General features: G+C 71.5%; 19 protein-coding genes and 1 pseudogene. 7 read left to right on the top strand and 13 right to left on the bottom strand.

All coding sequences use genetic code 11. The annotated features are described in order from the left end of the window. Window positions 1-5: 5 nt before the first annotated feature. On the bottom strand, window positions 6-1,760 hold the full coding sequence (locus tag ACGF0D_RS33070) for an alpha/beta hydrolase (RefSeq protein WP_392922578.1): 1,755 nt from the start codon (window positions 1,758-1,760) through the stop codon (window positions 6-8). After that, on the bottom strand, window positions 1,761-2,078 hold the full coding sequence (locus ACGF0D_RS33065) for a hypothetical protein (RefSeq protein WP_392922609.1): 318 nt from the start codon (window positions 2,076-2,078) through the stop codon (window positions 1,761-1,763). On the opposite strand from ACGF0D_RS33065, the pseudogene ACGF0D_RS33060 reads away from it, so the two are divergent. Together ACGF0D_RS33060 and ACGF0D_RS33055 are read left to right on the top strand one after the other, a co-directional pair. Then, a pseudogene (locus ACGF0D_RS33060) lies at window positions 2,002-2,873 on the top strand (creatininase family protein). The gene ACGF0D_RS33065 and the pseudogene ACGF0D_RS33060 sit on opposite strands and share 77 nt — an antisense overlap. A gap of 23 nt (window positions 2,874-2,896) precedes the next feature. Further along, window positions 2,897-3,364: a hypothetical protein gene (locus ACGF0D_RS33055; RefSeq protein WP_392922575.1), complete on the top strand. Its 468-nt coding sequence runs from the start codon at window positions 2,897-2,899 to the stop codon at window positions 3,362-3,364. Between the two features lie 375 nt (window positions 3,365-3,739). Here the strand turns inward: ACGF0D_RS33055 and ACGF0D_RS33050 are convergent, their stop codons facing one another. Beyond that, entirely contained in the window at window positions 3,740-5,683 is a 1,944-nt protein-coding gene (locus tag ACGF0D_RS33050) for a TIGR03960 family B12-binding radical SAM protein (protein WP_392922572.1), read from the bottom strand. 573 nt (window positions 5,684-6,256) lie between these two features. On the opposite strand from ACGF0D_RS33050, the gene ACGF0D_RS33045 reads away from it, so the two are divergent. Then, window positions 6,257-7,561: a M14 family zinc carboxypeptidase gene (locus ACGF0D_RS33045; RefSeq protein WP_392922569.1), complete on the top strand. Its 1,305-nt coding sequence runs from the start codon at window positions 6,257-6,259 to the stop codon at window positions 7,559-7,561. A gap of 110 nt (window positions 7,562-7,671) precedes the next feature. Here ACGF0D_RS33045 and rodA read toward each other — a convergent pair whose 3' ends face one another. The 8 genes from rodA to ACGF0D_RS33005 all read right to left on the bottom strand — a co-directional run bounded on the left by rodA (window position 7,672) and on the right by ACGF0D_RS33005 (window position 16,593). Further along, window positions 7,672-8,871: a rod shape-determining protein RodA gene (rodA, locus tag ACGF0D_RS33040; protein WP_392869983.1), complete on the bottom strand. Its 1,200-nt coding sequence runs from the start codon at window positions 8,869-8,871 to the stop codon at window positions 7,672-7,674. Continuing rightward, window positions 8,868-11,192, bottom strand: coding sequence for a penicillin-binding protein 2 (gene mrdA / locus ACGF0D_RS33035; protein ID WP_392922566.1), 2,325 nt, complete (start codon window positions 11,190-11,192; stop codon window positions 8,868-8,870). Before mrdA ends, rodA begins: the two co-directional genes overlap by 4 nt. 51 nt (window positions 11,193-11,243) lie before the next feature. After that, window positions 11,244-11,882 carry a rod shape-determining protein MreD gene (mreD, locus tag ACGF0D_RS33030; protein WP_392869990.1) on the bottom strand — a complete coding sequence of 213 codons (639 nt, stop codon included), beginning with the start codon at window positions 11,880-11,882 and terminating at the stop codon, window positions 11,244-11,246. 3 nt (window positions 11,883-11,885) lie between these two features. Then, window positions 11,886-12,857: a rod shape-determining protein MreC gene (gene mreC / locus ACGF0D_RS33025; RefSeq protein WP_392922563.1), complete on the bottom strand. Its 972-nt coding sequence runs from the start codon at window positions 12,855-12,857 to the stop codon at window positions 11,886-11,888. Between the two features lie 115 nt (window positions 12,858-12,972). Beyond that, the gene (locus ACGF0D_RS33020; RefSeq protein WP_049648984.1) at window positions 12,973-13,998 is read right to left on the bottom strand and encodes a rod shape-determining protein; all 1,026 of its coding nucleotides are present in this window, start codon (window positions 13,996-13,998) and stop codon (window positions 12,973-12,975) included. Window positions 13,999-14,327: 329 nt separating this feature from the next. Continuing rightward, a complete protein-coding gene (ndk, locus tag ACGF0D_RS33015) occupies window positions 14,328-14,741 on the bottom strand; it encodes a nucleoside-diphosphate kinase (protein WP_188301144.1) in 414 nt (137 codons plus the stop codon). 108 nt (window positions 14,742-14,849) lie between these two features. Further along, complete coding sequence (locus tag ACGF0D_RS33010) at window positions 14,850-15,200, bottom strand: DUF4233 domain-containing protein (protein ID WP_392869995.1); 351 nt, start codon at window positions 15,198-15,200, stop codon at window positions 14,850-14,852. A 1-nt stretch (window position 15,201) separates the two neighbouring features. Further along, complete coding sequence (locus tag ACGF0D_RS33005; protein WP_392922561.1) at window positions 15,202-16,593, bottom strand: bifunctional folylpolyglutamate synthase/dihydrofolate synthase; 1,392 nt, start codon at window positions 16,591-16,593, stop codon at window positions 15,202-15,204. 184 nt (window positions 16,594-16,777) lie between these two features. On the opposite strand from ACGF0D_RS33005, the gene ACGF0D_RS33000 reads away from it, so the two are divergent. The 3 genes from ACGF0D_RS33000 to ACGF0D_RS32990 all read left to right on the top strand — a co-directional run bounded on the left by ACGF0D_RS33000 (window position 16,778) and on the right by ACGF0D_RS32990 (window position 21,100). Next, entirely contained in the window at window positions 16,778-18,211 is a 1,434-nt protein-coding gene (locus tag ACGF0D_RS33000; RefSeq protein ID WP_392922558.1) for a glycosyltransferase family 2 protein, read from the top strand. Between the two features lie 48 nt (window positions 18,212-18,259). Further along, complete coding sequence (gene wecB, locus ACGF0D_RS32995) at window positions 18,260-19,405, top strand: non-hydrolyzing UDP-N-acetylglucosamine 2-epimerase (protein ID WP_392922555.1); 1,146 nt, start codon at window positions 18,260-18,262, stop codon at window positions 19,403-19,405. 165 nt (window positions 19,406-19,570) lie between these two features. After that, window positions 19,571-21,100 carry a chitinase gene (locus ACGF0D_RS32990; protein ID WP_392922552.1) on the top strand — a complete coding sequence of 510 codons (1,530 nt, stop codon included), beginning with the start codon at window positions 19,571-19,573 and terminating at the stop codon, window positions 21,098-21,100. A 31-nt stretch (window positions 21,101-21,131) separates the two neighbouring features. Here ACGF0D_RS32990 and ACGF0D_RS32985 read toward each other — a convergent pair whose 3' ends face one another. Continuing rightward, a complete protein-coding gene (locus tag ACGF0D_RS32985; RefSeq protein ID WP_392870008.1) occupies window positions 21,132-21,656 on the bottom strand; it encodes a hypothetical protein in 525 nt (174 codons plus the stop codon). 310 nt (window positions 21,657-21,966) lie between these two features. Continuing rightward, the gene (locus tag ACGF0D_RS32980; protein ID WP_392922550.1) at window positions 21,967-24,606 is read right to left on the bottom strand and encodes a valine--tRNA ligase; all 2,640 of its coding nucleotides are present in this window, start codon (window positions 24,604-24,606) and stop codon (window positions 21,967-21,969) included. Between the two features lie 191 nt (window positions 24,607-24,797). On the opposite strand from ACGF0D_RS32980, the gene ACGF0D_RS32975 reads away from it, so the two are divergent. Continuing rightward, the gene (locus ACGF0D_RS32975; RefSeq protein WP_392922547.1) at window positions 24,798-25,670 is read left to right on the top strand and encodes a hypothetical protein; all 873 of its coding nucleotides are present in this window, start codon (window positions 24,798-24,800) and stop codon (window positions 25,668-25,670) included. The last annotated feature ends 147 nt before the right edge of the window (window positions 25,671-25,817 follow it).

Below are 25,817 nucleotides of genomic sequence, written 5' to 3'. Positions count from 1 at the left end.
CCCGCTCATCGGGGCGCCACCGTCACGACCCGGTCGCCGTGGCCGCTCACGACCTGGGCGATGGCCTGCAGGGACTCGTTCGGCTCGATCGTCCCGTCCGGATGGCGCACGACCTCCGAGCTCTTGGAGCCGTCCTGATGCGTGACCTCCTCCTCGCGGGCGTCGAAGTAGACGGAGTGCGCCGGGATGTCACCCGTCACGGCTCCCGCCCATCCCTTGTCCGGCCCGTCCGGAGCACCGAACCGCTTCGCCCCGAACTCGCCGCTGGCCGGATCCGTGCCGAACCACACCGTGTCGGGGTCGGTGGTCAGGTCGGGGAGTTGCGCCACCTTGTCGTTCTTGGCCGCAGCGGCGAAGACGTGCCCGTCCTGAACGCCGAGGTCGGAGGCCTTGTGAACGTCCATCCCCGGGCTCCCGATGACCACCACGTCGTCAGAGTGCAGGCCGCCCGGCTGCTTGGACGCCTCGCCGGCGGTCAGGGACCCGTAGCTGTGCGCCACCGTCGTGACATGGGCGGGTACCGCGCCTTCGTGCGTGGCGCGCAGGCTCTGCATGAACGCGCTGTACGCCTTGCCGCCCTCCTTCGCATTACCGGTGCCGGTGACGGCGAGGTCGTTGGTGAGGTCGTTGCCGTTGATCTGGGGCGCGTCGTAACCAAGCCAGACGATGGACGCGTTCTTCTTCGTGGGGTCGTTCTGGGTGGCCGCGTCGTAGATGTTGCGCGCACGCTGGACGTCGTTGTTGACGAAGTGCCCGTTGAGCATGGTGTTCAGACCCGGCACGTACGCCGACACGTTGTCCGCGGTGTCCGGATTGCCGTAGGAGACGATCGCCCGACCGTGAGACTCCATGCCGACCCCGAGGAGGAACATCGGAGGCTGCCTGGTCTTTGGATCGGTGTCGTTGAGATGGGCGTCGTTGGAGGCGAGTTTGTCCCGAAGCGCCTTCAAGCCCTCCAGCTTGCCGTCGTCGTAACCCGACCCGTTCGGCTTCTGCTCCAGGTACTTGATCATCCCGTCCAGCTGCGCCCGGTTGGCCTTGTCCCGCGCCTCAGAGGGTATGCCGTTACGACCGCCGAGCAGGTCGGGGTGCAGGGTCAGCATCTTCTGCTGCTCGTCCGGAGTCAGCCCCTTCCACCAGGCGTTGACCTCGGCGGTGGTGGCGTCCTTGCCCGGCCACCCGAGGTTCCTCAGCCCCTCGTCAAGGGAGTTGACGGCGTCGAGCTGAATTCGCGCAGCCTCGGGGTTGAGCCCGTCGAAGGTCGCCAATTGGGCGATCGCGTTGAGGCGTAGCGCGACCTTCTGGTCGACCGCGTCCGCCTCGGCTATCGCCTTGCCGATCCGGTCGGCCAGGGCCTTTGCCCGCTTCGGGGCGTCGTAGTCGGGGTCGTGCTGCTCCGCCGTACTCGGCTTGGGGTACGTGACGGACCCGTCGGCGCCGACCGTGAACTCCGCCTTCCGAGCCTCCGCCAGCGCCTCGGTCAGCTTGGACTGCGCGAGCTCGAACGCCTCGGCGGCATGGCGCAGCAGCGCGCTCGTCGCCTGCATCGCCACGTACGAGCCGTCCAGCGAGTTGTTCGTCTGCTTCAGCTTGCTGCTCGCGGCCTTCCCTGCGGTCCCTGACCAGTTGGTGCCGACCCAGCGGGAGGTCTCCTTCACTGCCTCGAAATGGGCGTGGTTGGCCTTCCCGAGGGAGTCGTAGGCGTTGGCGAGAGCGGCCAGACGCGAGGGCTGCGCGTTTTCCAGCTGGTACAGGTCCATCTACTCGCCCCCGTAGGCGAGGCTCTTGCGAACGGCCTCGTCCACGCCGTCGTAGCTGTTCGCAGCGGTGATCATGTTGTTGCCGTTGTCGCCGACGTCCTTGGCGAGTTGGCGCTGCCCCTTCTCCCACGCCGCCGTGCACGCCGTGATCGCGGCGCCGGAGAGCCAGCCGCTCAGACCGGCCGCGGCCTCGTCCGAGGGCTTGTGCACCCGAGCCAGTTCGGCCGGCATCTGCTCCGCGATGTCATGGCACTGCTTTCCGACCTTCGTCAAGCCGTTGGTGTCCACCTTCAGCGCGTCGCCGCTCTTGCCGCTCACTCGTCACATCCGGTACGTGTGGGTTCGATTGCTCCGATTCGAACTCAATCGAACCAAGAGCCGGATGGTCGTACCAGAGTACGAATACTCAGCTGTCGCGAGATGCGACAGACGACACGAACGCCGGCGCGGCGCCAAGATCGCCGTACTGTCGGTCGGCAGCTTCGAGCAGCGTGGCGATCACCTGCCCCTGACCACCGACACCGTCGTCGCCGGCCTGATCGCCCAGCGGATCGCCACCGACTACGACCTGTTCCTCCTACCGCCCATCACGCTGTCCTGCTCCCACGAGCACGCTCACATGCCGGGCACGGTCAGCACGGCGCCGCCCCGCTCTACGCCGTGATCAACGACATCCGGAAGCCCCTCCAGGCGTCCGGCGTCCCCGGTCTGCTGATCGTGAACGGACACGGCGGGAACTACGTCCTTTCAAACGTGGCCCAGGAGGCCAACACCACCGGCCCGCGGATGGCGCTCTTCCCCGTCCGCGAGGACTGGCACCGGGCCCGCGAAGCCGCCGCCCTGGAGAGCAGCAGCGCCGAGGACATGCACGGCGGCGAGCCGGAGGTCTCCCTGCTCCTCCACGGCGCCCCGCACCTCATCCAGGACGGAGTCGAGCGCGACGACCACGACGCCCCCGAGCGCCCTTACCTCCTCACCCTGGGCATGGCCGGCTACACCCAGAACGGCATCGTCGGCCGCCCCTCGCTTGGAACGGCCGAGAAGGGCAAGGCCCTCCTGGACAGCCTGTCCAAGTCAGCCGACGCCCACCTGTCACTCATGGGAGGCAGCTGACGGCTGTCGATCACCTCTCGAAGGTGGGCGAGCCAGCCAAGACGCTGGCTCACCTGTCAGCGGTGGCCGTTAGCGTGCGGCACAGTCGAAGGACGGCGATCAAGAAAAGGTGTTGCGTGGGCGGCAGTCAATGGGCAGCGACCGGGCCCTACCAGGAGAATCTTGAAGCGGCGTTCCGCCAGGCTCAGGCCCAGGAGTTGGCGACGGACGATCACGGCTTTCCGGGACGGACCATCACTGAGCTGTGGAGGGACGAGGCCTGGCGGGAGTACATCCTGACCGGAGGGACCTGCACGGTGCTCGACTTCTACGCACTGATCGACGCCGAAGCCGGCGACGACTTCGCCATGATGCGCCCGTTGACAAAGAGCGAGATCCGCAGCTGGGCTCCCGACGGCAGGCCCACGCGCGAACAATGGGAGGCCTCGATACGCCAACTGTTGGAGCCCGTCAGCCGCGGAAGGCCGGTGCACGGTGCTGTACCGAGATGACGAACCGGTCGAGATCGCGTACTGGGGCTGTTCCGCGGACTGACCCTTCAGCCAGGGCATTGCGGCTGTCGACGTCTCGCCCACCATCGCGACCGCGCAACCGCGCACAAGAGCCCTCCCCGAGAGGTTCGGGGAGGGCTCTACGCGTGGCCTCAAGGCCTCAGACCCACTCGATCGAGGACTCGATGCCCGGGGCACTACGGGCGGCGGGCAGAGGGGTCCTCCGGCTGCCTTGCCGGGCCTCCCCGAGGGTGGGTGCAGGCCCGCCCGGGGCGCGCGTCATGCCGAGCGCGCCCGGGACGAGCTCCCGCTCACCCTCCGAGAGGCTGTGAAGTAAGTCACACAGCTCGCTCACCGTGTCACCCACGCCGCCGCCTACTTCTGCTGGTCAGCGCCGCCGACGACCGTCAGCGGGAGCAGCTTCTTGCCCGTCGGGCCGATTTGTATGGTCGTGTCCATCTGGGGGCACACGCCGCAGTCGAAGCACGGGGTCCAGCGGCAGTCGTCGACCTCGACCTCCTCCAGGGCGTCCTGCCAGTCCTCCCAGAGCCAGTCCTTGTCGAGGCCGCTGTCCAGGTGGTCCCAGGGCAGCACCTCCTCGTAGCTGCGCTCGCGGGTGGTGTACCAGTCGACGTCGACACCGGTGCCGGACAGGCCCTTGTCCGCGCAGGCCATCCAGCGGTCGTACGAGAAGTACTCGCGCCAGCCGTCGAAGCGGCCGCCGTCCTCGTAGACCTCGCGGATGATCGCGCCGACCCGGCGGTCGCCGCGGGAGAGCAGGCCCTCGACGATGCCGGGCTTGCCGTCGTGGTAGCGGTAGCCGATGTTCTTGCCGTACTTGCGGTCGCCGCGGATCGAGTCGCGCAGCTTGGCCAGGCGGGCGTCGGTGTCCTCGGCGGACAGCTGCGGGGCCCACTGGAACGGGGTGTGCGGCTTGGGCACGAACCCGCCGATGGAGACGGTGCAGCGGATGTCGTTCTGGCCGGTGACCTCGCGGCCCTTCTGGATGACGTTCTTCGCCATCTCGCCGATCTGGAGCACGTCCTCGTCGGTTTCGGTGGGCAGGCCGCACATGAAGTACAGCTTCACCTGGCGCCAGCCGTTGCCGTACGCGGTGGCGACGGTGCGGATCAGGTCCTCCTCCGACACCATCTTGTTGATCACCTTGCGCATGCGCTCGCTTCCGCCCTCGGGGGCGAAGGTGAGGCCCGAGCGGCGCCCGTTGCGGGACAGCTCGTTGGCGAGGTCGATGTTGAAGGCGTCGACGCGGGTGGACGGCAGCGACAGGCCGATCTTGTCCTCGGTGTACCGGTCCGCGAGGCCCTTGGCGATGTCGCCGATCTCGGTGTGGTCGGCGCTGGACAGCGACAGCAGGCCGACCTCCTCGAAGCCGGTCGCCTTCAGCCCGCGCTCCACCATCTCGCCGATGCCGGTGATGCTTCGCTCCCGCACGGGGCGCGTGATCATGCCGGCCTGGCAGAAGCGGCAGCCGCGGGTGCAGCCGCGGAAGATCTCCACGGACATCCGCTCGTGCACCGTCTCCGCGAGCGGGACGAGCGGCTGCTTCGGGTACGGCCACTCGTCGAGGTCCATCACGGTGTGCTTGGACACCCGCCACGGCACGCCCGGGGCGTTCGGCACGACGCGGCCGATCCGGCCGTCGGCCAGGTACTCCACGTCGTAGAACTTCGGGACGTACACCCCGCCGGTACGGGCCAGGCGCAGCAGCAGCTCGTCCCGGCCGCCCGGCCGGCCCTCGGCCTTCCAGGCGCGGGTGATCTCCGTGATGTCGAGGACGGCCTGCTCGCCGTCGCCGACCACGGCGCAGTCGATGAAGTCCGCGATCGGCTCCGGGTTGAAGGCCGCGTGGCCACCGGCCAGGACGATCGGGTCCTCGTCGGTGCGGTCCTTGGCCTCCAGCGGGATGCCGGCCAGGTCGAGCGCGGTCAGCATGTTGGTGTAGCCGAGCTCGGTGGAGAACGACAGGCCGAACACGTCGAAGGCCTTCACCGGGCGGTGGGCGTCGACGGTGAACTGCGGGACGCCGTGCTCGCGCATCAGTGCCTCGAGGTCGGGCCAGACGCTGTAGGTGCGCTCGGCGAGCACGCCCTCGCGCTCGTTCAGCACCTCGTAGAGGATCATGACGCCCTGGTTGGGCAGGCCGACCTCGTAGGCGTCGGGGTACATCAGCGCCCAACGGACGTCGCAGGCGTCCCAGTCCTTGACGGTCGAGTTGAGCTCGCCGCCGACGTACTGGATCGGCTTCTGGACGTGCGGGAGGAGGGCCTCCAGGCGTGGGAAGACCGATTCGACAGTCATGTACTAGGAACCCTTACGACGTGATTCGATGCCGAGAGCCGGCACGGGAGGGGTGACCCTCAAGGGTAGCCCAATCCGGGGAACGGGCCGTCTGCCCCGGTTCACGGACCCTCCGTGCTCCGGCGCGACCCGGACGGCCGGAGTCCGCCCGCACCCGCCCGCACCCGCCGGTACCGCCGCCGACCGCCGCCGACCGCCGGTGCCCACCCCGGCCCGCCCCGGCACGTGCGGTGGGCGCCCGCCGGCCCGTGCCGTCCGCCGTTGACACGCCCGGACGGGCCGTGCGGTACTGACAGGGCTCCGCCAAAGAGATCTGCACCCCTTCCGGACACGGAAGTTGAGTCGTACGCTCGGCCCTCGTCGGTTTTCCGGCCGGCGCGCCTCTTCCCTCACCACGGGCCGCCGCAGCCCAGCCCTGTCCGCCCTGCCAGGCCCCGTCCCGCCCCGCTCGGCCGCCGTTCCCGGCCCCGCGGTGCCGCCCCGTCCGTCCCCGTCCCCCGCCCGCACGCCGTGCCCGGCGGCGCACCCGCACGCCCGCGCCCCGGCGGCCGTACGACCGGCGCTAGGAGAACCATGACCGACACCGGTCGGCGGATCCGCCCGCTCCGGCCCCTCGACACCCGGCCGGCCCGCTACCCCACGCCGGCCCAGGCCGAGTCCGCCGTGCGGCGGCTCGCACTGCGGCACCCGGACCGCTGCCGGCTGCGCGAGGTGGGCCGTTCCCGGGCCGGGCGCCCGCTGATGCTGCTCTCCGTGGACCGCGGGCCGCGCGCGGTGCTGGTGGTCGGCGGCCCGCACCCCAACGAGCCGATCGGCACCGCCGGAACGGTCCGGCTCGCCGAAGTGCTGCTGGACCGCCCCGCCCGCCCCGGGCTCTCCTGGCACCTGCTGCTCTGCCTCGACCCGGACGGCGCCGCGCTCAACGCCGGCTGGCTGGACGGCCCGCTCACCATGCGGCGCCACTACGAGCACTTCTTCCGCCCCTCCTTCGAGGAGCAGCCCGAACTGCTGCCCGCCCCCGGCTCCGGCCGCCCGCCGATGCCGGAGAGCCTGGCACTGACCGGCCTGATCGACGAGCTGCGCCCCTTCCTCCAGTGTTCGCTGCACGGGGTGGACTTCGGCGGCGCGTTCGTCCAGCTCACCCGCCCGGTCCGGGGCCTGGCCGGGCGCTTCGCCCGCTCCGCGGAGCGGGCCGGCGTCCCGCTCGACGTGGACTCCTACGACGCGATCGGCTGGGCCAGCCCGGACCCCGGCACCTATCTGATGCCGGCCCCGGGCGCCGGGGGCTCCCGGGCCCTGCCGGACGAGCCCGAGCTGTCCACCTGGTCGTACGCGGCGGGGTACGGCGCGGTCAGCGCCGTCCTGGAGGTTCCGATGTGGGCCGTCGACGCGGTCGGCGACGCCCGCCCCCACCCGGCCGGGGCGCAGGCCCTCGCGGCGGCCGCCCGCGACCTCACCCTCCGTGCCGGGCAGCTCACCGCCCTGCTCCCGGCCGTCCCCGCGCACGGCGCGCGGGCGTACGGCGCCGAGGCGTCCGGCGCGCTGCTGCGCACCGCCGTGTCCAGTCTGGCGGTCGCCCCGCGGGTGGCCGGGGAGTGGCTGGAGCGCTGGGGCGCCGAGCCGCTCACGGTCTCCCGGGTGACCACCGCCGGACTGGTCGCGGCCCGGGTGCCGCTGCGGGTCGCGTCGATCCTGCTGCGGCTGCTCGCCGACGCCCGCGGGCCCGCCGCCGAGGCCGCCCGGGACCGCGCCCGCGCCGTCGTCGGCGACAGCCTGGACCGGCTGCGCCACCGTTTCGGCGTCCGCTGGGTCCCCGTCCAGGAGCAACTCGCGCACCAGACCCGCGCCGTCCTCGCCACCGCCGACTGCCTCCGCTAGGGCTGCGTCCAGGACCGCATCCAGGACCGCGTCCGACAGGTCACGCCGGCCGCGACACGACGGCGGGGCCGGCCCGGGAAGTCCCGGACCGGCCCCGCCGCGGAGCGCGCTCAGGCCGCTATCGGCCGCTGGCTCCGCACCGCCTGGAGCAGCCCGATGGCCAGCCAGTTCGCGAACATCGACGAGCCGCCGTACGAGACGAACGGCAGCGGGATGCCCGCGACCGGCATGATGCCCAGGCACATCCCGATGTTCTCGAAGGCCTGGAAGGACAGCCAGGCGATGACCCCGGCCGCCACGATCGTCCCGTACAGGTCGGTCGCCTGCCGGGCGATCCGGCAGGCCCGCCAGAGGATGACGCCGACCAGCGCGATGATCGCCAGCGCCCCGATGAAGCCCAGCTCCTCGCCGGCCACGGTGAACACGAAGTCGGTCTGCTGCTCCGGCACGAATTGCCCGACGGTCTGGGTGCCGTGGAACAGCCCCTTGCCGGTCAGCCCGCCCGAGCCGATCGCGATCCGGGCCTGGGCGGTGTTGTAGCCGACGCCGTTCGGGTCCAGCTGCGGGTTGGCGAAGGCGGCGAAGCGGTCGATCTGGTACTGGCTCAGCAGCCCGAACTTCCAGATCGCCACGCACCCGGCGGTGCCCGCCATCAGCAGGCCGAGCACCCAGCGGTTCGCGGCGCCCGAGCCGAGCAGGATGCCCAGCACGATCGCGGCCATCACCATCACCGAGCCGGCGTCCGGCATCAGCATCACTATGGCCATCGGCAGGCCGGCCCAGAGCAGGCCCCGGAACACGGCCCGGTGCGAGGGGAACTCCCGCTCCCCCGCGTCCACCTGGTCCGACAGCACGACCGCCATCGCCAGCACGATCGCGAGCTTCGCGAACTCGGCCGGCTGGATCGAGAAGCCGCCGCCGAGCTGGATCCACGAGTGCGCGCCGTTGATGGTCGAGCCGAGCGGGCTGAGCGTCGCCAGCAGCATCACGATCACGCCGACGTACAGGAACGGCACGATCGTGCGGAAGCGCCGGCTCCCTATCGCTATCACCACGGAGCACAGCACCAGCCCGACCACGAAGTTGGTCAGGTGCCGGTACAGGAAGTACTGCGGGTCCCCGTGGGTCAGCGAGTCGCGCCCGCGGGTGGCCGACCAGACCAGCAGCGAGCTGCCGGCCGACAGGGCCAGCGCGGCTACCAGCAGTATCCAGTCCAGCCGCCAGAGCGGGGAGTCCTTGGCCAGGGCCTTGGAGACCCCGCTGCGCTGCGGGGCCAGCCGCAGCTGCCGGTACGAGCCGTAGGAGGTCATGCCCGTCCCCTTCCCGGTCCGCGCGAGGGTTCGAGCGCGGCGTCGGCCGCGGTGTACGACGCCGGACGGTCGGTCGGCGGCGTCCGGTCGAGGAAGGTCGTCGCGGGGGCCGGCTGCGCCGCGTCCGCGTCGGGCAGTGCGGCGGCCGGCACGACGCTCGCCCCCTGGAACTGAGCCGGGCCCTGGCCCTGCACGCCCGCCGCCTGGCCGGCGCCGTACGCGACCGGCTTGATGATCGCGGTGCCGTCCGGGTTGAACTTCGGCAGCTCGGTCTGCGGCGCGGGCAGCAGCGCCTTGCCGTTGTCGATGGTGCCCTTGTCGTCCACGCCGTACAGCGCCTGGTAGATCCGGCGGATGGCGTCACCGGAACCGCCGGAGCCGGTGCCGCCCTGGCTGATCGTCATGACGACGGCGTAGTCCTTGCTGTACGTGGTCAGCCAGGAGGTGGTCTGCTTGCCCTCGACCTCGGCGGTGCCGGTCTTGGCGTGCAGCGCGATCTTGTCCTGCGGCCAGCCGTTGAACTTCCAGGCGGCGGTACCGGACTTGATGACGCTCTCGGTGGCCTGGTCGATGTAGCTGAGCAGCTTCTGGTCGCCGGGGAACTGGGCGTCCGCCTGCGGGGCGATCTCGCGGACGAGGTCCCCACCCGGGCTTATCACGGCCTTGGCGATGGTCGGCCGGTAGAAGGTGCCGCCGTTGGCGAGCGCCGAGTAGATCCGGGCCATCTGGACCGGGGTGACGAGGGTGTCGCCCTGGCCGATCGCGAAGTTGACGGCGTCACCGGCGCGCATCTGGTAGCCGTCGACGCAGTTCTCCCGGGCGATCTGGTCGGAGTAGCTGTTGCCGCCCTTCTGCCCCTGGGCGCACCAGGCGTCCTTGTTGTTGTCGTAGAAGGACTGCTTCCACTGCCGGTCCGGCACCCGGCCGGGCACCTCGGCCGGCAGGTCGATGCCGGTCTTGGCGCCGAGGCCGAACTGGTGGGCGGTCTTGAAGAACCAGTCGCCCGGGTCCTTCTTGGGCTTGATGCCGCCGTCCTTCATCCACTGGTCGTACGCCAGGCCGTAGAAGACGGTGTCACAGGAGACCTCGAGCGCCTTCTCCAGGGAGATCTGGCCGAAGTTCTCGCTCTCGAAGTTCTTGAACTCGCGGCCGCCGATGGTCATGCTCTTCGGGCAGTCGTAGTGGCCGTCCAGCGAGTAGCCGGCCTGCACGGCGGCGGTGGTGGAGATGACCTTGAAGGTCGAGCCGGGGGCGGACTGGCCCTGTATGGCCCGGTTCAGCAGCGGGAAGTTGGACTCCTTGCTGGTCAGCGACTGGTAGTCCTTGCCGCTGATGCCGCCCACCCAGAGGTTCGGGTCGTAGGTCGGGGCGCTCGCCATCGCGACGATCCGCCCGGTGTGGACGTCCATCACCACGGCGGCGCCGGAGTCGGCCTCGTAGTTGCGGTTGGTGACCTTGTCGAAGGTGTTCCTGGCGTCGTTCATGGCCTGCGCCAGGTTGTCCTCGACCACCTTCTGCACCCGGGCGTCGATGCTGGTGACCAGGTTGTCGCCGGTCTGCGGGGCGACGGTGCCGGCGTTGCCGATCACCCGGCCGAGGTTGTCCACCTCCAGCTTGGTGATGCCCGCGGTGCCGCGCAGGTCGCGGTCGTACACCGACTCCAGGCCGGCCCGCCCGATCTGGTCGGCCGGCAGGTAGCGGTCCAGGCCGCTCTTGCCGGAGGTCTTGCTGACCTCCTCGTCGGTGACCGGCGAGAGGTAGCCGAGCACCTGGGCCATGTTGGCGCCCTCGGCGCCGGTGTAGCGGCGCACGGCGGTGGGCTGCGCGGTGACCCCGGGGAAGTCCTCGCGGCGCTCCATTATCTGCATCGCCTGCTGGGTGGTCGCCTCCTTGGTGACCGGGATCGGCTGGTACGGCGAACCGTTCCAGCAGGGCTGCGAGGTCTTGGCGTCGCAGAGCCGGACCTTCTCCTGCACGTCCTTGGCGGGCATCCCCAGCACCTCGGCCAGCCGGGACAGCACCGCCTTGCCGCCGTCCTTCTGCTGCAGCAGCGAGGTGCGGCTGACGGAGACCACCAGCCGGGTCTCGTTGCCGGCCAGCACCCGCCCGGACGCGTCCAGGATCTCGCCGCGGACGGCCGGCTCGACCACCTCGCGGATGTGGTTGCCGGTCGCCTTCGCGGTGTACTCCTTGGCGTTGCGGATCTGCAGGTACCACAGCCGCCCGCCGAGGGTGGCGAGCAGCGACAGCACCAGGATCTGCAGCACCACCAGACGGATCGTCACCCGTCGGGTGCGTCCGGTCTCGGGGATGTTGCTCACGTCTCGTGCGCTCCAGGATGCGGGGAGGTCGGGTGGTCGGGGCCGGGCCGGTTACGGGCGGCGGGCGAAGCCGGGCACGCGCCGCTTCCTGTACGACGGACCGGAGGAGGAGTCGCGGGTGGTCCGGTAGCGGGACAGCGTGCCCAGGCCGGAGCCGCCCTCGTCGTCGTCCGCGGCGCTCACCGGGTCGCGCCCGAAGCGGCGGCCGAGGTACATCACCAGCGGCACCACGAAGGGCGCCAGCAGCAGGTCGTAGAGCAGGGCGCTGATCACCAGTCCGCCGAGGCCGACGTGCCGGGCCGCGGTGTCGCCGACCAGGGCGCCGACCATCGCGTAGAGCAGGGTGGAGGCGACCGCCGCGACGCCGACCACGAGCAGCGAGCCGGTCACCGAGCGCTGGCGGCCGTGGTCCGGGCGCAGCAGTCCGGCGGCGTAGCCCATCAGGCAGAGCACCAGCGCGTAGCGGCCGATCGCGTGGTCGGAGGGCGGCGCGAGGTCGGCCAGCAGGCCCCCGAAGAAGCCGACCAGGCAGCCGCCGGTGGGCCCGTAGACCATGGCGAGGCCGACCACGACGAGCAGCAGTATGTCCGGGGTGGCTCCCGGGAGCTGGAGCCGGCCGAAGACGCTGACCTGGAGGATCAGGCCGAACAGGACGAGGCCGGCGGAGACGGGGATGCGGGCGAGGCGCATGGCTCAGTTCCCCCCAGTGGGCTGTGCGGGCGGGGCGGCGGGCACGAGGGCCGGGGCCTGGCCGGGGAGCGCGGCCGGGACCTGGCCCGGCGCGGCGGCCGGCTGGCCCGGGGCGGGCGCCGGCGGCAGGACGGCGTCGCGCGGGTCGGTGCGCGGCGGCACGACCACCACGCCGACCAGGTCCAGCCGGGTGAACTGGACGAAGGGCTCGACCAGGACGGTCTTGGTCAGCTGGCCGGCGTTGGCCTGGACCTCGGTGACCTTGCCGACCGGGACGCCGGGCACGAACGGGCGGCCGCTCTGCGAGCCGAAGGTGACCAGCCGGTCGCCGGCCTTGACCTGGGCCTTGCCGTTGAGCAGGGAGACCTTCATCGGGCTGTCGCCGCCGCCGGAGGCGAAGCCGATCTCGCCGGTGCCCTCCAGCCGGGTGCCGGCCGAGAAGCCGGGGTCGGAGGCGAGCAGCACGGTGGCGGTGGTCGGGGCGACGGTGGTGATCCGGCCGACCAGGCCCTGGCCGTTGATCACCGTCATGTCGCGGGTGAGGCCGTCGTCGCTGCCGGCGTCGATGGTGATGGTCCAGGAGAAGCCCTGGGCCGGGCCGATCGCGATGACCTGGGCGGCCTTGACGGTGTAGCCGCCGGAGCCGGCGGTGCGCAGCAGGTCGTCCAGTTGCTTGGTGCGTCCGGTGGCCATGTCGGAGGAGGCGAGCTTCTGCCGCAGTTCGGTGTTCTCGCGGGCGAGCTGGTCGGTGCGGCCGCTGTCGGTGGCCGCGTCCCGGAAGGCGCGGACGGTGTCGGCGACCGGGTCGACGACGGTGGCGGCGCCGCGCTCGACCGGTCCGAGGACGCTGGCGGCGGCGTGCCGGGCCGGGCCGAGCGGGGAGTCCTCACCGCCCTTGATGTCCACGGTGATCAGCGCGAAGGCGACGGCCACCAGCAGGATCAGCAGCAGCCGGCTCTCTCGTGTGTCCCTCACGGTGCTGGTACTGCCCCTTCGTACCCGGCCGCCGCCCGGGGCTGTGGGGCCCGGGCGGCGGCCCGTTCAGTCGAGTGTCGGATGTGACGCGTGGTACCGGTGGTGCGGCGACCTGTCAACGACGCGGCGAGGCGTCGAGTACCTGCTGGAGCGCCTCGAACTCCTCGACGCACTTGCCGGAGCCGAGCGCGACGGAGTCGAGCGGGTTCTCCGCGATGTGGATCGGCATGCCGGTCTCGCGGCGCAGCCGCTCGTCCAGTCCGCGCAGCAGGGCGCCGCCGCCGGTGAGCACGATGCCCCGGTCCATGACGTCGCCGGCCAGCTCGGGCGGGCACTGGTCGAGGGTGGTCTTGACCGCGTCGATGATCGCGTTGACCGGCTCGTCGATGGCCTCGCGGACCTCGGCGGCGGAGATGACGACGGTCTTGGGCAGGCCGCTGACCAGGTCGCGGCCGCGGATCTCGGCGTGCTCGTCCTTCTCGCCCTCGAGGCCGAAGGCGCTGCCGATGCTCATCTTGATCTGTTCGGCGCTGCGCTCGCCGAGGAGCAGCGAGTACTCCTTCTTGATGTGCTGGACGATCGCGTTGTCCAGTTCGTCGCCGGCCACCCGGATGGACTGGGCGGTGACGATGCCGCCGAGGGAGATCACGGCGACCTCGGTGGTGCCGCCGCCGATATCGACGACCATGTTGCCGGTGGCCTCGTGGACGGGCAGGCCGGCGCCGATGGCGGCGGCCATCGGCTCCTCGATGATGTGCACCTGGCGGGCGCCGGCCTGGGAGGAGGCCTCGATGACGGCGCGGCGCTCGACGCCGGTGATGCCGGAGGGCACGCAGACCACGACGCGGGGGCGGGCGAGGTAGCGGCGGCGGTGGATCTTGAGGATGAAGTACCGCAGCATCCGCTCGGTGATCTCGAAGTCGGCGATCACGCCGTCCTTGAGCGGGCGGATGGCGACGATGTTGCCCGGGGTCCGGCCGATCATCTTCTTGGCCTCGGCACCGACGGCGAGGATCCCGCCGGTGTTGGTGTTCACCGCGACGACGGACGGCTCGTTCAGGACGATGCCCTTGCCCCTGACGTACACCAGCGTGTTGGCTGTTCCGAGGTCGATCGCCAAGTCGCGGCCGATGAACGACAGGTTGCTCGCCATGGGGTGTGGGTGCCTTCCCGGGCTCGGAGTTCATGGGGGGTGGACGAATGCGCGCCCACGCTTGGGCGGAGACCAGCTGAGCTGCCTTACCGGGCCCTTGAGTCGCGTCCATCGTAGTCACGCCGCGCGGTACGGACGTCGACGTGGGGCATACCGTCCATTGTCCGGGGCGTGATCGCTTCTCCGAGGATTGGGACGCCGTGTCGGCGCCGCCAGTTCCCTATTTCACGATAAGAATGCCCCGGCCGGGCCAATGGTCCCGACCGGGGCGGTACTAACGTCCCCCCGGGCGTGTCGCCCGGTTCCGGCTCGCCGGATCAGGCGTGCGCGGGGAAGAAGATCTTGATCTCGCGCTCGGCGGACTCCGGGGAGTCGGAGGCGTGGATCAGGTTCTCGCGGGTGATCGTCGCGTAGTCGCCGCGGATGGTGCCGGCCCCGGCCTCCAGCGGGTTGGTGGCGCCGGCCAGCATGCGGATGCCCTTGACGACCTCCTCGCCCTCGACGATCAGCGCGATCGACGGACCGGAGGTCATGAACTCCAGCAGCGGCTCGTAGAACGGGCGGCCGACGTGCTCCGCGTAGTGCTGCTCCAGCGTCGCCCGGTCGAAGGTGCGCAGCTCGATGGCGGCGAAGCGCCAGCCGGCCTTGCGCTCGAAGCGGCTGATGATCTCGCCGGCCAGGCCACGGCGGACGGCGTCGGGCTTGAGCAGGACGAGAGTGCGCTGGGACACGGTGCGTCTCCTGGGGATTCGGTTCGGCAGACAGTCGGGTCGACAAGCGGTGCCGACAGGGCAGAGGTTACCTTGCGTACACGGCGTGTCGGTCGGCCGGTCCGGGCCTCAGGCGTGTACGGCGGCGGCCTCGGCGGCGGCCCGGGCGGCCTTGAAGTCGTCCACCTTGCGGCCGTAGTGCACCGAGCACCACCACAGGCCGGCGAAGACCACGCCGAGGCCGAACATGGTCGGCAGGATGAAGCCGCCGGCGATCAGTCCGATCTGCAGCGCCCAGCCGATCTGCACCGCGCCGGGGCGGTTGATCATGCCGCAGAGCGCGATGCACAGGGCCATCGCGATGCCGCTGACCGTCCAGATCTCCCCGGTGGAGACGTCGGAGAGCCGCATCGCGACCAGCGCCGCGAACATGATCAGGAGCGCTTCGCCGATCAGCGTCGAGGAGCAGAGCGTCCTCATGTCACTTCCTCCCGAGCAGCAGGCGGGCCTCGCCCACCGTGATGACCGAACCGGTGACCAGCACCCCGGCGCCACCGAGGTCGCCCTCCTCCTCGGCGAGGGTGACGGCGGCGGCGATGGCGTCGTCGAGCCGGGGCTCGACCTGGACGCGGTCCTCGCCGAAGACCTCGACGGCCAGGGCGGCGAGCGCGTCGACGTCCATCGCGCGGTGGGTGGAGTTCTGGGTGATGACGACCTCGGCCAGGATCGGCTCGAAGGCCTCCAGCACGCCGGCCACGTCCTTGTCCCCGGAGGTGCCGATCACGCCGACGAGCCGGGTGAAGCCGAAGGACTCGGTGAGCGCGGCCACGGTGGCGCGGGCTCCGTGCGGGTTGTGGGCGGCGTCCAGGATGATCGTGGGGCTGCGGCGGACGACCTCCAGGCGGCCCGGCGAGGAGACGCCGGAGAAGGCCTGACGGATCTTCTCCACGTCCAGCTGCCCGCCGCGCGCGCCGCCGACGCCGAAGAAGGCCTCGACCGCGGCGAGTGCGAGGGCCGCGTTTTGCGCCTGGTACTCGCCGTGCAGCGGGATGAAGACGTCCTCGTACTCCTCGCCGCCGAGTCCGCGCAGCGTCACCAGCTGGCCGCCGACGGCGAGTTCGCGGCGGATCACGCCGAACTCCATGCCCTCGCGGGCGACCGTGGCGTCCACCTCGACGGCGCGGCGCAGGATGGTCTGGGCCGCGTCCAGCTGCTGCTGGGCGACGACGGCGACGGAGCCGGACTTGATGATCCCGGACTTCTCGCCCGCGATCTCGCCGGTGGTCTCGCCGAGCTTGTCGGTGTGGTCCAGTCCGATCGGGGTGATCACCGCGACGGCGGCGTCGATGACGTTGGTGGCGTCCCAGGAGCCGCCCATGCCGACCTCGACCACGGCGACGTCCACCGGGGCGTCGGCGAAGGCCGCGTAGGCCATGCCGGTCAGCACCTCGAAGAAGGACATCGGCACCGGCTGGGCCGCGTCGACCATCTGCACGTAGGGCTCGATGTCGCGGTAGACCTCGACGAAGCGCTCGGGGGTGATCGGGGCGCCGTCCAGGCTGATCCGCTCGGTGACGGACTCCACGTGCGGGCTGGTGTAGCGGCCGGTGCGCAGTTCGAAGGTGTTGAGCAGCTGCTCGATCATCCGGGCGGTGGAGGTCTTGCCGTTGGTGCCGGTGATGTGGATGGAGGGGAAGGACCGCTGGGGCTGGCCCAGGATGTCCATCAGCGCCTCGATCCGGTCGAGCGAGGGCTCCAGCTTGTTCTCCGGCCAGCGCTCGGAGAGCTCCACCTCGACGTCGCGCAGGGCGTCGCCGGTGCCGCCGTCGGCGGGGCGGATGGTGTACGGGTTCGGGTCGGCCTTGTCGCTCACGACCACAGTCTACGGAGCGCCGACGGGTCCTCCTCACGGGGTGAGAACGACCACTTTGCCCGTTCTTTTCCATGATCACCTAGTTTCGTCCCTTTACTATTGATTTGGCGATTTGACCCGCAATGAAGCATCGATTCGCAGCCGATAGGAGCCTTCGACCTTTGATCACGAGGAGCATCGCGCCATGCCTGACGCCCTGCACGACTGGATCGTGCTCCGCCAGGACACCGTCGTCTGGGTCGCCGGACTGATCTCGCTGGCCCTCGTCGGCTACATGGCCCTCGTCTTCGGACGCTTCCTCGTGTACTGGGCGGGCTCCCGGCACGCCTTCCGGCACAACCGCCCCGCCGAACCCGGCGACCCCACCGCCTTCCGCTGGCACCTGGTCATCCCCTGCCGCGACGAGGAGGCCGTGGTCACCCAGACCCTGGACGGCCTGCGGGCCGCCGCGCCCGAGGCCCACCTCTGGGTGATCGACGACGACAGCGAGGACGCCACCCGCGAGCTGGTGCTCGCCGCCGCGGCCCGCGACCCGCGGGTCCACCTGGTCCAGCGCCGCCGCCCGCACGCCCGGATCGGCAAGGGCGCCGCCCTCAACGCCGCCTACCGGGAGATCTCCGCCTGGCTGCCCGAGGACGCCGACCGCTCCCGGGTGGTGGTCGGCGTGGTCGACGCCGACGGGCAGCTCGACCCGGGCACCCTCGCCCAGGTCTGCAACGCCAGGGCGCTCGGCCGGCCCGACACCGGCGCCGTCCAGATCGGCGTCCGGATGCGCAACGCCGACGACGAGCTCCCGCTGCCCGGCCGCGGCCGGGCGGCCAACGCCCTGGCCCGCGCCCTGGTGCGGATGCAGGACGTCGAGTTCCAGGCCACCAACACCGGCATGCAGCTGCTGCGCCGCCGCACCGGCAGCGTCGGCCTCGGCGGCAACGGCCAGTTCGTCCGCCTCACCGCCCTCGACTCGCTGACCGCCGAGGAGGGCCGGGCCGGCCGCCCCTGGCCGGAGCGCGCCCTGCTGGAGGACTACGAGTCCGGCCTCGACCTGCGGCTGGCCGGCTGGCGGCTCACCCACGTCACCGAGGCCCAGGTCTCCCAGGAGGGCCTGATCTCGCTGCGCCGCTTCCTCACCCAGCGCACCCGCTGGGCCCAGGGCAACATGCAGTGCCTGCGCTACGCCGGCCGGGTGCTGCGCTCGCCGCACTACACCCTCTCCGGCAAGGCCGAGGTGCTGTACACCTTCCTCCAGCCGGTGGTCTGCGTGCTGCTGGTGCTGCTCTTCCCGCTCTCGCTCGGGATCACCGGCGCCGGGGTGGTGCTCTTCCCCGAGGAGACCGCCGAGTTCCAGCTCAGGTTCGGCCCGTGGATGCTGCTCGTCTTCGTGCTCGCCACGCTGCCGATGGTGTTCTGGGGCTTCGCCTACCGCAGGACCGCCCACCCCGACCGCGGCCGACTGACCGCGCTGCTCTGGGGCCTGCTGGTCTGGCTCTACGCCTACCACCTGTTCGTGGTCGCCACCCGGGCCGCGGTCCGGATGCTGCTCGGCCGCAACGGCTGGGCCAAGACCCGCCGCAACGCCGAGAAGGTCGCCCTCGGCGCCCCCACCGCGCTCGAGTCCTGAGCCACCCCCACGCCTCCCCCGCGCACCACGTCCCGACCGGAGTCCCGCATGAGCACGTGCCTGCCCCCGTCCAGCGTCGCCGTCGTCCTCGGCACCCGCCCCGAGCTGGTCAAACTCGCCCCGCTGATCCACGAACTCGGCGACGCCACCCGGCTGGTGCACACCGGCCAGCACTGGGACGAGGCGATGTCCGGCCGCTTCCTGCGCGACCTCGACCTGCCCGAGCCCGAGCTGCTCACCGGCGTCGGCGGCCGCCCCCGGGCCGGCCAGATCGCCCGGTCGCTGGGCCAGCTGGACGCCGCCTTCGCCGAGGACCGCCCCGCCGCCGTGGTCGTCCAGGGCGACACCAACGCCACCCTGGCCGGGGCGCTGGCCGCCAACGCCCGGGAGATCCCGCTGGTCCACGTCGAGGCCGGGCTGCGCAGCTTCGACCGGGCGATGCCCGAGGAGCACAACCGGGTGATGGTCGACCACGTCTCCGACCTGCTCTGCGCCGCCACCGGGGAGAACGTCGCCAACCTGCGCGCCGAGTCGCTGGCCGAGGAGCGGATCGAGCTCACCGGCAACACCGTCGTCGAGGTGGTCCGCCGTCAGCTGCCGGACGAGACCGCCCGCGCCGCGCTGCTCGCCGCGCACGGGCTGCGCCCGGACGCGTACGTGCTGGCCACCGTGCACCGCCCGGAGAACACCGATACCGCCGAGGCGCTCGGCGCGGTGCTCGCCGAGCTGGACCGGATCGCCCGGGCCGGCACCCCGGTGCTGTTCCCGATGCACCCGCGCACCCGGGCCGCCGTCGAGCGCTTCGGCCTGGACGGCCTGCTGGAGCGCCTCGCCGTCACCGGCCCGGTCGGCTACGGCGACTTCCTGGGCCTGGCGAGCCACGCGGCACTGCTGGTCTCCGACTCCGGAGGCGTGCAGGAGGAGTGCACCGTGCTCGGCCGCCCGCTGCTGGTGGTGCGCCGCTCCACCGAGCGACCGGAGGCGATCGCGGCCGGCTTCGCCGCTCTGGTGCGGCCCGGCGAGGAGCTGGGCTCCCTGGCCCGCGCCTGGCTCTCCGACTCACCCGAGCGGCTCGCCCGGCTGGCGGCCACCCCCAGCCCGTACGGCGACGGCCTGGCCTCGGCCCGGATCGCCGCGCTGACCGCGGCGATCGCCACGACCGAACGAGCCGAGGCGGTACCACCGGCCGCCTGACGCCCCCTTGACAGCAGAATTGGTCTACTCCACCTTGTGAGGCAAGTCTCCGTTCCCGACCGGGACTTGAGTTGTCGGTAGCTCCCGCAAGCGCACCATCGACACCCCGGACGGCGTTCCTCCCCCACGAGGCGCCGCCGGGCCTCCCCCACTGGAGATGGAGTCATGCCACCTGCCCGACACCGGCGCACCCGCGCCGTCCACTCGCTGCTCGCCGGTGCGAGCGCCGTCGCCGTCGGCCTGAGCGGGCTCGTGCTCGCCGGCGGCACCGGAGCCCACGCCGCCGACACCGACCTGATCACCAACGGCGGCTTCGAGACCGGGAACCTGTCCGGCTGGACCTGTTCGAGCGGCACGGTCCAGAGCGCCACCACCCACTCCGGCACGTACGCCCTGCAGTCCACCCCGGGCGGCGGCGACACCGGCGAGTGCACCCAGACCGTCCCGGTGAAGCCCTCCTCCTCGTACACCCTGAGCTCCTGGGTCCAGGGCTCGTACGTCTACCTGGGCGCCCGCGGCACCGGCGGCACCGACCCGAGCACCTGGACCCCCGGCGGCACCGGCTGGACCCAGCTGAGCACCAGCTTCACCACCGGCCCGAACACCACCAGCGTCACCGTCTACCTGCACGGCTGGTACGGGCAGCCGGCCTTCGCGGCCGACGACGTCTCGCTGCTCGGGCCCGGCGGACCGCAGCCGTCGCCGAGCCCGACCGCCACGGCCTCACCCAGCCCGACGCCCACCGCCACGGGCACCGGCAGCCCCTCCCCCACCGCCACGTCCACCGGCAGGCCGCCGAACCTGCCCAAGCACATCCTCACCGGCTACTGGCAGAACTTCGACAACGGCGCCACCGTCCAGCGGATCAGCGACGTCCCGGCCGCCTACGACATCATCGCGGTCTCCTTCGCGGACGCCACCGCCACCCGCGGCGGCCTGAGCTTCACCCTCGACCCCACCCTCTCCTCCCGCCTCGGCGGCTACACCGACGCCCAGTTCAAGGCCGACATCGCGGCGAAGCGGGCGGCCGGGAAGCGCGTGGTGCTCTCCATCGGAGGGCAGAACGGCACGGTCTGGGTGGGCGATTCCGCCTCCGCCGCGAACTTCACCGGCACCGCCTGGGCGCTGATGCAGAGTTACGGCTTCGACGGGATCGACATCGACCTGGAGAACGGCATCAGCTCCACCTACATGGGCCAGGCCCTGCACGCCCTGGCGGCGAAGGCGGGAAGCGGGTTCGTCCTCACCATGGCCCCGCAGACGATCGACATGCAGTCGACCGGCATGGAGTACTTCAAGCTGGCGCTGAACGTGAAGGACATCCTCACCATCGTCAACATGCAGTACTACAACTCCGGTGCGATGAACGGCTGCGACGGGAACGTCTACTCGCAGGGCACCGAGAACTTCCTCACCGCGCTGGCCTGCATCCAGCTCAAGGGCGGGCTGCGGCCCGACCAGGTGGGCCTCGGGGTGCCGGCCTCCACCAGCGCCGCGGGCGGCGGGTACCTCGCCGCCGGCACGGTCAACAGCGCGCTGGACTGCCTCGCCTCCGGTACCAACTGCGGCAGCTACAAGCCGGACGCCACCTGGCCTGGCATAGGCGGCGCGATGACCTGGTCGACCAACTGGGACGCCAAGGCGGGCAACCCGGTCGCGAACACCATCGGTTCGCACCTGCACGCCATGCCGTAACCGGCGCGACCGGCCTGCCGGAGGCCCGGGGTCAGACCCCGGCCCGGGCCTCCGGCACGTGCGCGGCGCCACCGTGCCGACGCCGCAACTCAGCCGTGATCTCGGCCAGTTCACCGTCGGGCAGCAGCGGCAGCATCATCGCGACGCCCTGCAGCAGACCGCCCAGCAGGAAGGTGGTGTCGGGCGTCGCCGCCACCAGGCCGCGGACCTCGGCCACCTCGCCGGCCGCCACCGCCTCGATCAACTGGGCGGCGTTCGCGGTCTCCTCGTCCACCTCGACCGCGCCGGTGTCCTCGGGGGCGCGCCGGGCCATCGCCCGCAGCACCTTGTCGCCGACCTCGGGGGCGTACGCCTTGCGGACGGCCTCGGCGGCGATCCAGGCGAGCAGGGTGGCCACCTCGCGCTCGGCGTGCTCGGCGAACAGCAGGTCCAGCTCGTGGTCGAACGCGATCTGGTTGCCGTGCCGGAACGCGAGCAGCAGGGTCGCCGCCCTGGCCTTGGCCTCCTCGACCGCCTCGGCAGGCAGTTCGTCGGCCAACTCCTCGGTCACCACCACGCCGTGCCCTCCCGTCCGTCGCTCAGCAGGAACGCTCAGCAGAAACTCCCATTCGGAAACTCCGTGCACACGGTACACAGCTGACCTGCAAACTTCCGCGAACGCGCGCGGGCAAGACCGGAATCAATTCGCTCGGAATAGGACCTCACCCGGTCGCAGGATGATAATTCGCCGGAAGGGAGCAATGTTGCTGGGCTATTAGGCGTAGTGAAAGCGACCCAGAAGGCGGCCCCGGAAGACGGCCCCGGAAAACGCCGAGGGCCGCACCCCGCGCGTCGCGGAGTACGGCCCCTTCGGCGGAACCGGCGGCTCAGCCCTGCGGCAGCGCCGCGAGCTGGGCGGTGATCCGGGCGATGTCGGCCTCGGCGGACTCCTGACGGCCCCGGATCTTGGCGACCACCTCGTCCGGCGCCTTGGCGAGGAACGCCTCGTTGCCGAGCTTGGCGGTGGTCTGGGCCTTCTCCTTCTCGGCGGCCGCGAGGTCCTTGGCCAGGCGCTTGCGCTCGGCCGCGACGTCGATCGTGCCGGAGAGGTCCAGCGCGACGGTGGCGCCGGCGACCGGCAGCGAGGCGGTGGCCGCGAAGCCCTCCTCGGGGACGGTCAGCCGCAGCAGCGAGCGGATCGCGTCCTCGTGGACGGCCAGCACGGTGCCGGCCAGCTCCAGCCGGGCCGGGACGCGCTGCGCGGGCTGGAGGCCCTGGTCCGAACGGAACCGGCGGACCTCGGTGACCACCTGCTGGAGCGTGGCGATCTCCGACTCGGCGGCCGCGTCACGGTAGCCGCTGTCCTTCGGCCACTCGGCCACGACCAGCGACTCGGCGCCGGTGAGCGCCGTCCACAGCGCCTCGGTGACGAACGGGACGATGGGGTGCAGCAGCCGCAGCGTGACGTCCAGGACCTCGCCGAGGACCCGGCGCGAGGCGTCCGCCTGCGGGCCGCCCTTGCCCAGGGTGGTCTTGGAGAGCTCGACGTACCAGTCGAAGACCTCGTCCCAGGCGAAGTGGTACAGCGCGTCCGTGGCCTTGGCGAACTGGAAGTCGTCGTACAGCGCGTCCACCTTGGCGACGGTGGCGTTCAGCCGCGACAGGATCCAGCGGTCGACCGCGGTCATCTCCTCCGGCGCGGGCAGCGGGCCCTCGACGGTGGCGCCGTTCATCAGCGCGAAGCGGGTCGCGTTCCAGATCTTGTTGCAGAAGTTGCGCGAGCCCTTGACCCAGTCCTCGCCGATCGGCACGTCGGCGCCCGGGTTGGCACCGCCGGCCAGGGTGAAGCGGACGGCGTCGGCCCCGTAGGCGTCCATCCAGTCCAGCGGGTCGACCGCGGTGCCGGAGGACTTCGACATCTTCTTGCCGAACTCGTCGCGCACCAGACCGGTCAGGGCGACGGTCTTGAACGGCGCCTCGCCGTCCATCGCGTACAGGCCGAACATCATCATCCGGGCGACCCAGAAGAAGATGATGTCGTGGCCCGTCACCAGGACGTCGGTCGGGTAGAACTTCTCCAGGTCGGCGGTCTTCTCCGGCCAGCCGAGCGTGGAGAACGGCCACAGGCCGGAGGAGAACCAGGTGTCCAGGACGTCCGGGTCCTGGACCCAGCCCTCGCCGGTCGGCGGCTGCTCGTCCGGACCGACGCAGACGACCTCACCCTCGGGGCCGTACCAGACCGGGATCCGGTGGCCCCACCAGAGCTGGCGCGAGATGCACCAGTCGTACATGTTGTCGACCCAGTCGAAGTAGCGGCGCTCCAGCTCCTTCGGGTGGATGTCCACCTTGCCGTCGCGGACGGCGTCGCCGGCGGCCTTGGCCAGCGGCTCGACCTTGACCCACCACTGCAGCGACAGCCGCGGCTCGACCACGGTGTGGCAGCGCGAGCAGTGGCCGACCGCGTGCATGTACGGACGCTTCTCGGCGACGATCCGGCCCTGCTCGCGCAGCGCGCCGACGACGGCCGAGCGGGCCTCCAGCCGGTCCATGCCGAGGAAGGGGCCGTGCACGGTGATCGCACCGCGCTCGTCCATGACGGACAGGTTGGGCAGGTCGTGGCGCTGGCCGATGGCGAAGTCGTTCGGGTCGTGGGCCGGCGTCACCTTGACGGCGCCGGTGCCGAACTCCGGGTCGACGTGCTCGTCCGCGACGACCGGGATCTCACGGTCGGTCAGCGGCAGCTTGATGGTGCGGCCGACCAGGTGCTTGTAGCGCTCGTCCTCGGGGTGGACGGCCACCGCGGTGTCGCCCAGCATCGTCTCGGCCCGGGTGGTGGCGACGATGATCGAGTCGTCGCCCTCGCCGTAGCGGATCGAGACCAGCTCGCCCGGCACGTCCTCGTGCTCGACCTCGATGTCGGACAGCGCGGTGAGGCAGCGCGGGCACCAGTTGATGATGCGCTCGGCGCGGTAGATCAGGCCGTCGTCGAAGAGCCGCTTGAAGATGGTCTGGACGGCCTGGGACAGGCCCTCGTCCATGGTGAAGCGCTCGCGCGACCAGTCCACGCCGTCGCCGAGGCGGCGCATCTGGCCGAGGATGCGGCCGCCGTAGCTCTTCTTCCAGTCCCAGACCTTCTCGACGAAGGCCTCGCGGCCCAGGTCGTGCCGGGACAGGCCGGCCTCGGCGAGCTGCTGCTCGACCTTGTTCTGGGTGGCGATGCCGGCGTGGTCCATGCCCGGCAGCCAGAGCGTCTCGTAGCCCTGCATGCGCTTGCGGCGGGTCAGCGCGTCCATCAGCGTGTGCTGGAAGGCGTGGCCCAGGTGCAGGACGCCGGTGACGTTCGGCGGGGGGATGACGATGGTGTACGCGGGCTTGTCGCTGTTCGCGTCCGCGGCGAAGTACCCACGGTCTACCCAGCGCTCGTACAGCTCGCCCTCTACGTCCGCGGGGGTGTAGGTCGTCGGGAGGGTTGCTGCTTCGTCCCCGGCAAAGGTGCTCACGGGGCGCTGGTTCGTCGTGTCGGTCACGACGCACAGTTTACGTAACGGGGGGGAGGGTGACGAAACGGCTTTCGGCGCGCCCGGGCGGGCCGCCGCCGGACGGCCCCCGCCCGGCACCGTGCGGTAGCGTGCCCGAAAACCCGTCCGGTGGACCGGACGGGACCGGAACGACCGGAACCACGACAGGCCGCGGGTGCGGCGGGGGAGCACGAACGCAGATGTACGGCCAGGGACAGCAGTACCCGCAGGGACAGCCGCAGCCTTACGGCGGCCAGCCGCCGCAGTACGGGGGGCAGCCGCCCCAGTACGGCCAGCCGCCCCAGCAGCCCTACGGCGCACCCCAGCCCCCGTACGGCCAGCCGCAGTACGGCCAGCCGCCGCAGCAGCCCTACGGCGCGCCCCAGCAGCCGTACGGTGTGCCGCCGCAGGCGCCGTACGGCCAGCCGGGCTACCCGCCGCCGCCCCAGCAGCCCAAGGGCAGGAGCGGCCTGGTGATCGGTCTGGTGGTCGGCGCGCTGGTGCTGGGCGGCGGCGGCTTCGCCGCCTGGAAGTTCCTCGGTAGCTCCGGCGGCAGCGACTCCGGCGGCAGCTACAAGATCTCCACCCCGCAGAACCTCCCGGAGGGCTACGTCCAGAAGACCGCCAAGGAGGAGGCCGTCGACCCGTCCAAGCCCGACGCGAAGGACGCCGACAAGTACGGCAGCAACCTCAACGTCGTGGTCGCCACCTACAACAAGGGCGGCGACCCGACGGACGGCATCTCGGTGGCCGGCCTGTACGGGACGATCAACGACCCCGACCAGATCATCGAGGACTCCAAGAAGGGCGGGTCGGGCCTCTCCTGGAGCACTCCGCTGGCCGACTTCCCGGCCCAGGACGGCCACGCCTCCAACGGCCGGCTCTCCTGCGGCGTCTACACGCTGCAGGCCCTCAAGACCCAGTCCACGGTCTGCATCTGGGCGGACAAGTCGACCTACGCCCGGGTGACCTTCACCAAGGTCTCCGCCGGCGGGGGCGCCCAGGCCCTCACCGTCACCCAGGCCGCCGAGCGGACCCGGGCGATCCGGGACGCCATGAAGGTCGCCAGGTAACGCCCCCGCGCGCACGAGGAGGGGCCCCCCCCCCGCGGCCGGGGGGGGGCCCCCCCGGGGGGGGGGGGGGGGGGGGGGGGGGGTTGGGCCCGCGGGCGCGGGGGGGGGTTTAGGGGGGGCCCCCCGGGGGGGGGGGGGGGGTGGTGT

The sequence above is a fragment of the Kitasatospora sp. NPDC048298 genome, assembly GCF_043201465.1.
In the GTDB taxonomy this organism is placed as follows: Bacteria; Actinomycetota; Actinomycetes; order Streptomycetales; family Streptomycetaceae; genus Kitasatospora.
This window is presented reverse-complemented; position numbering and strand designations above follow the sequence as displayed.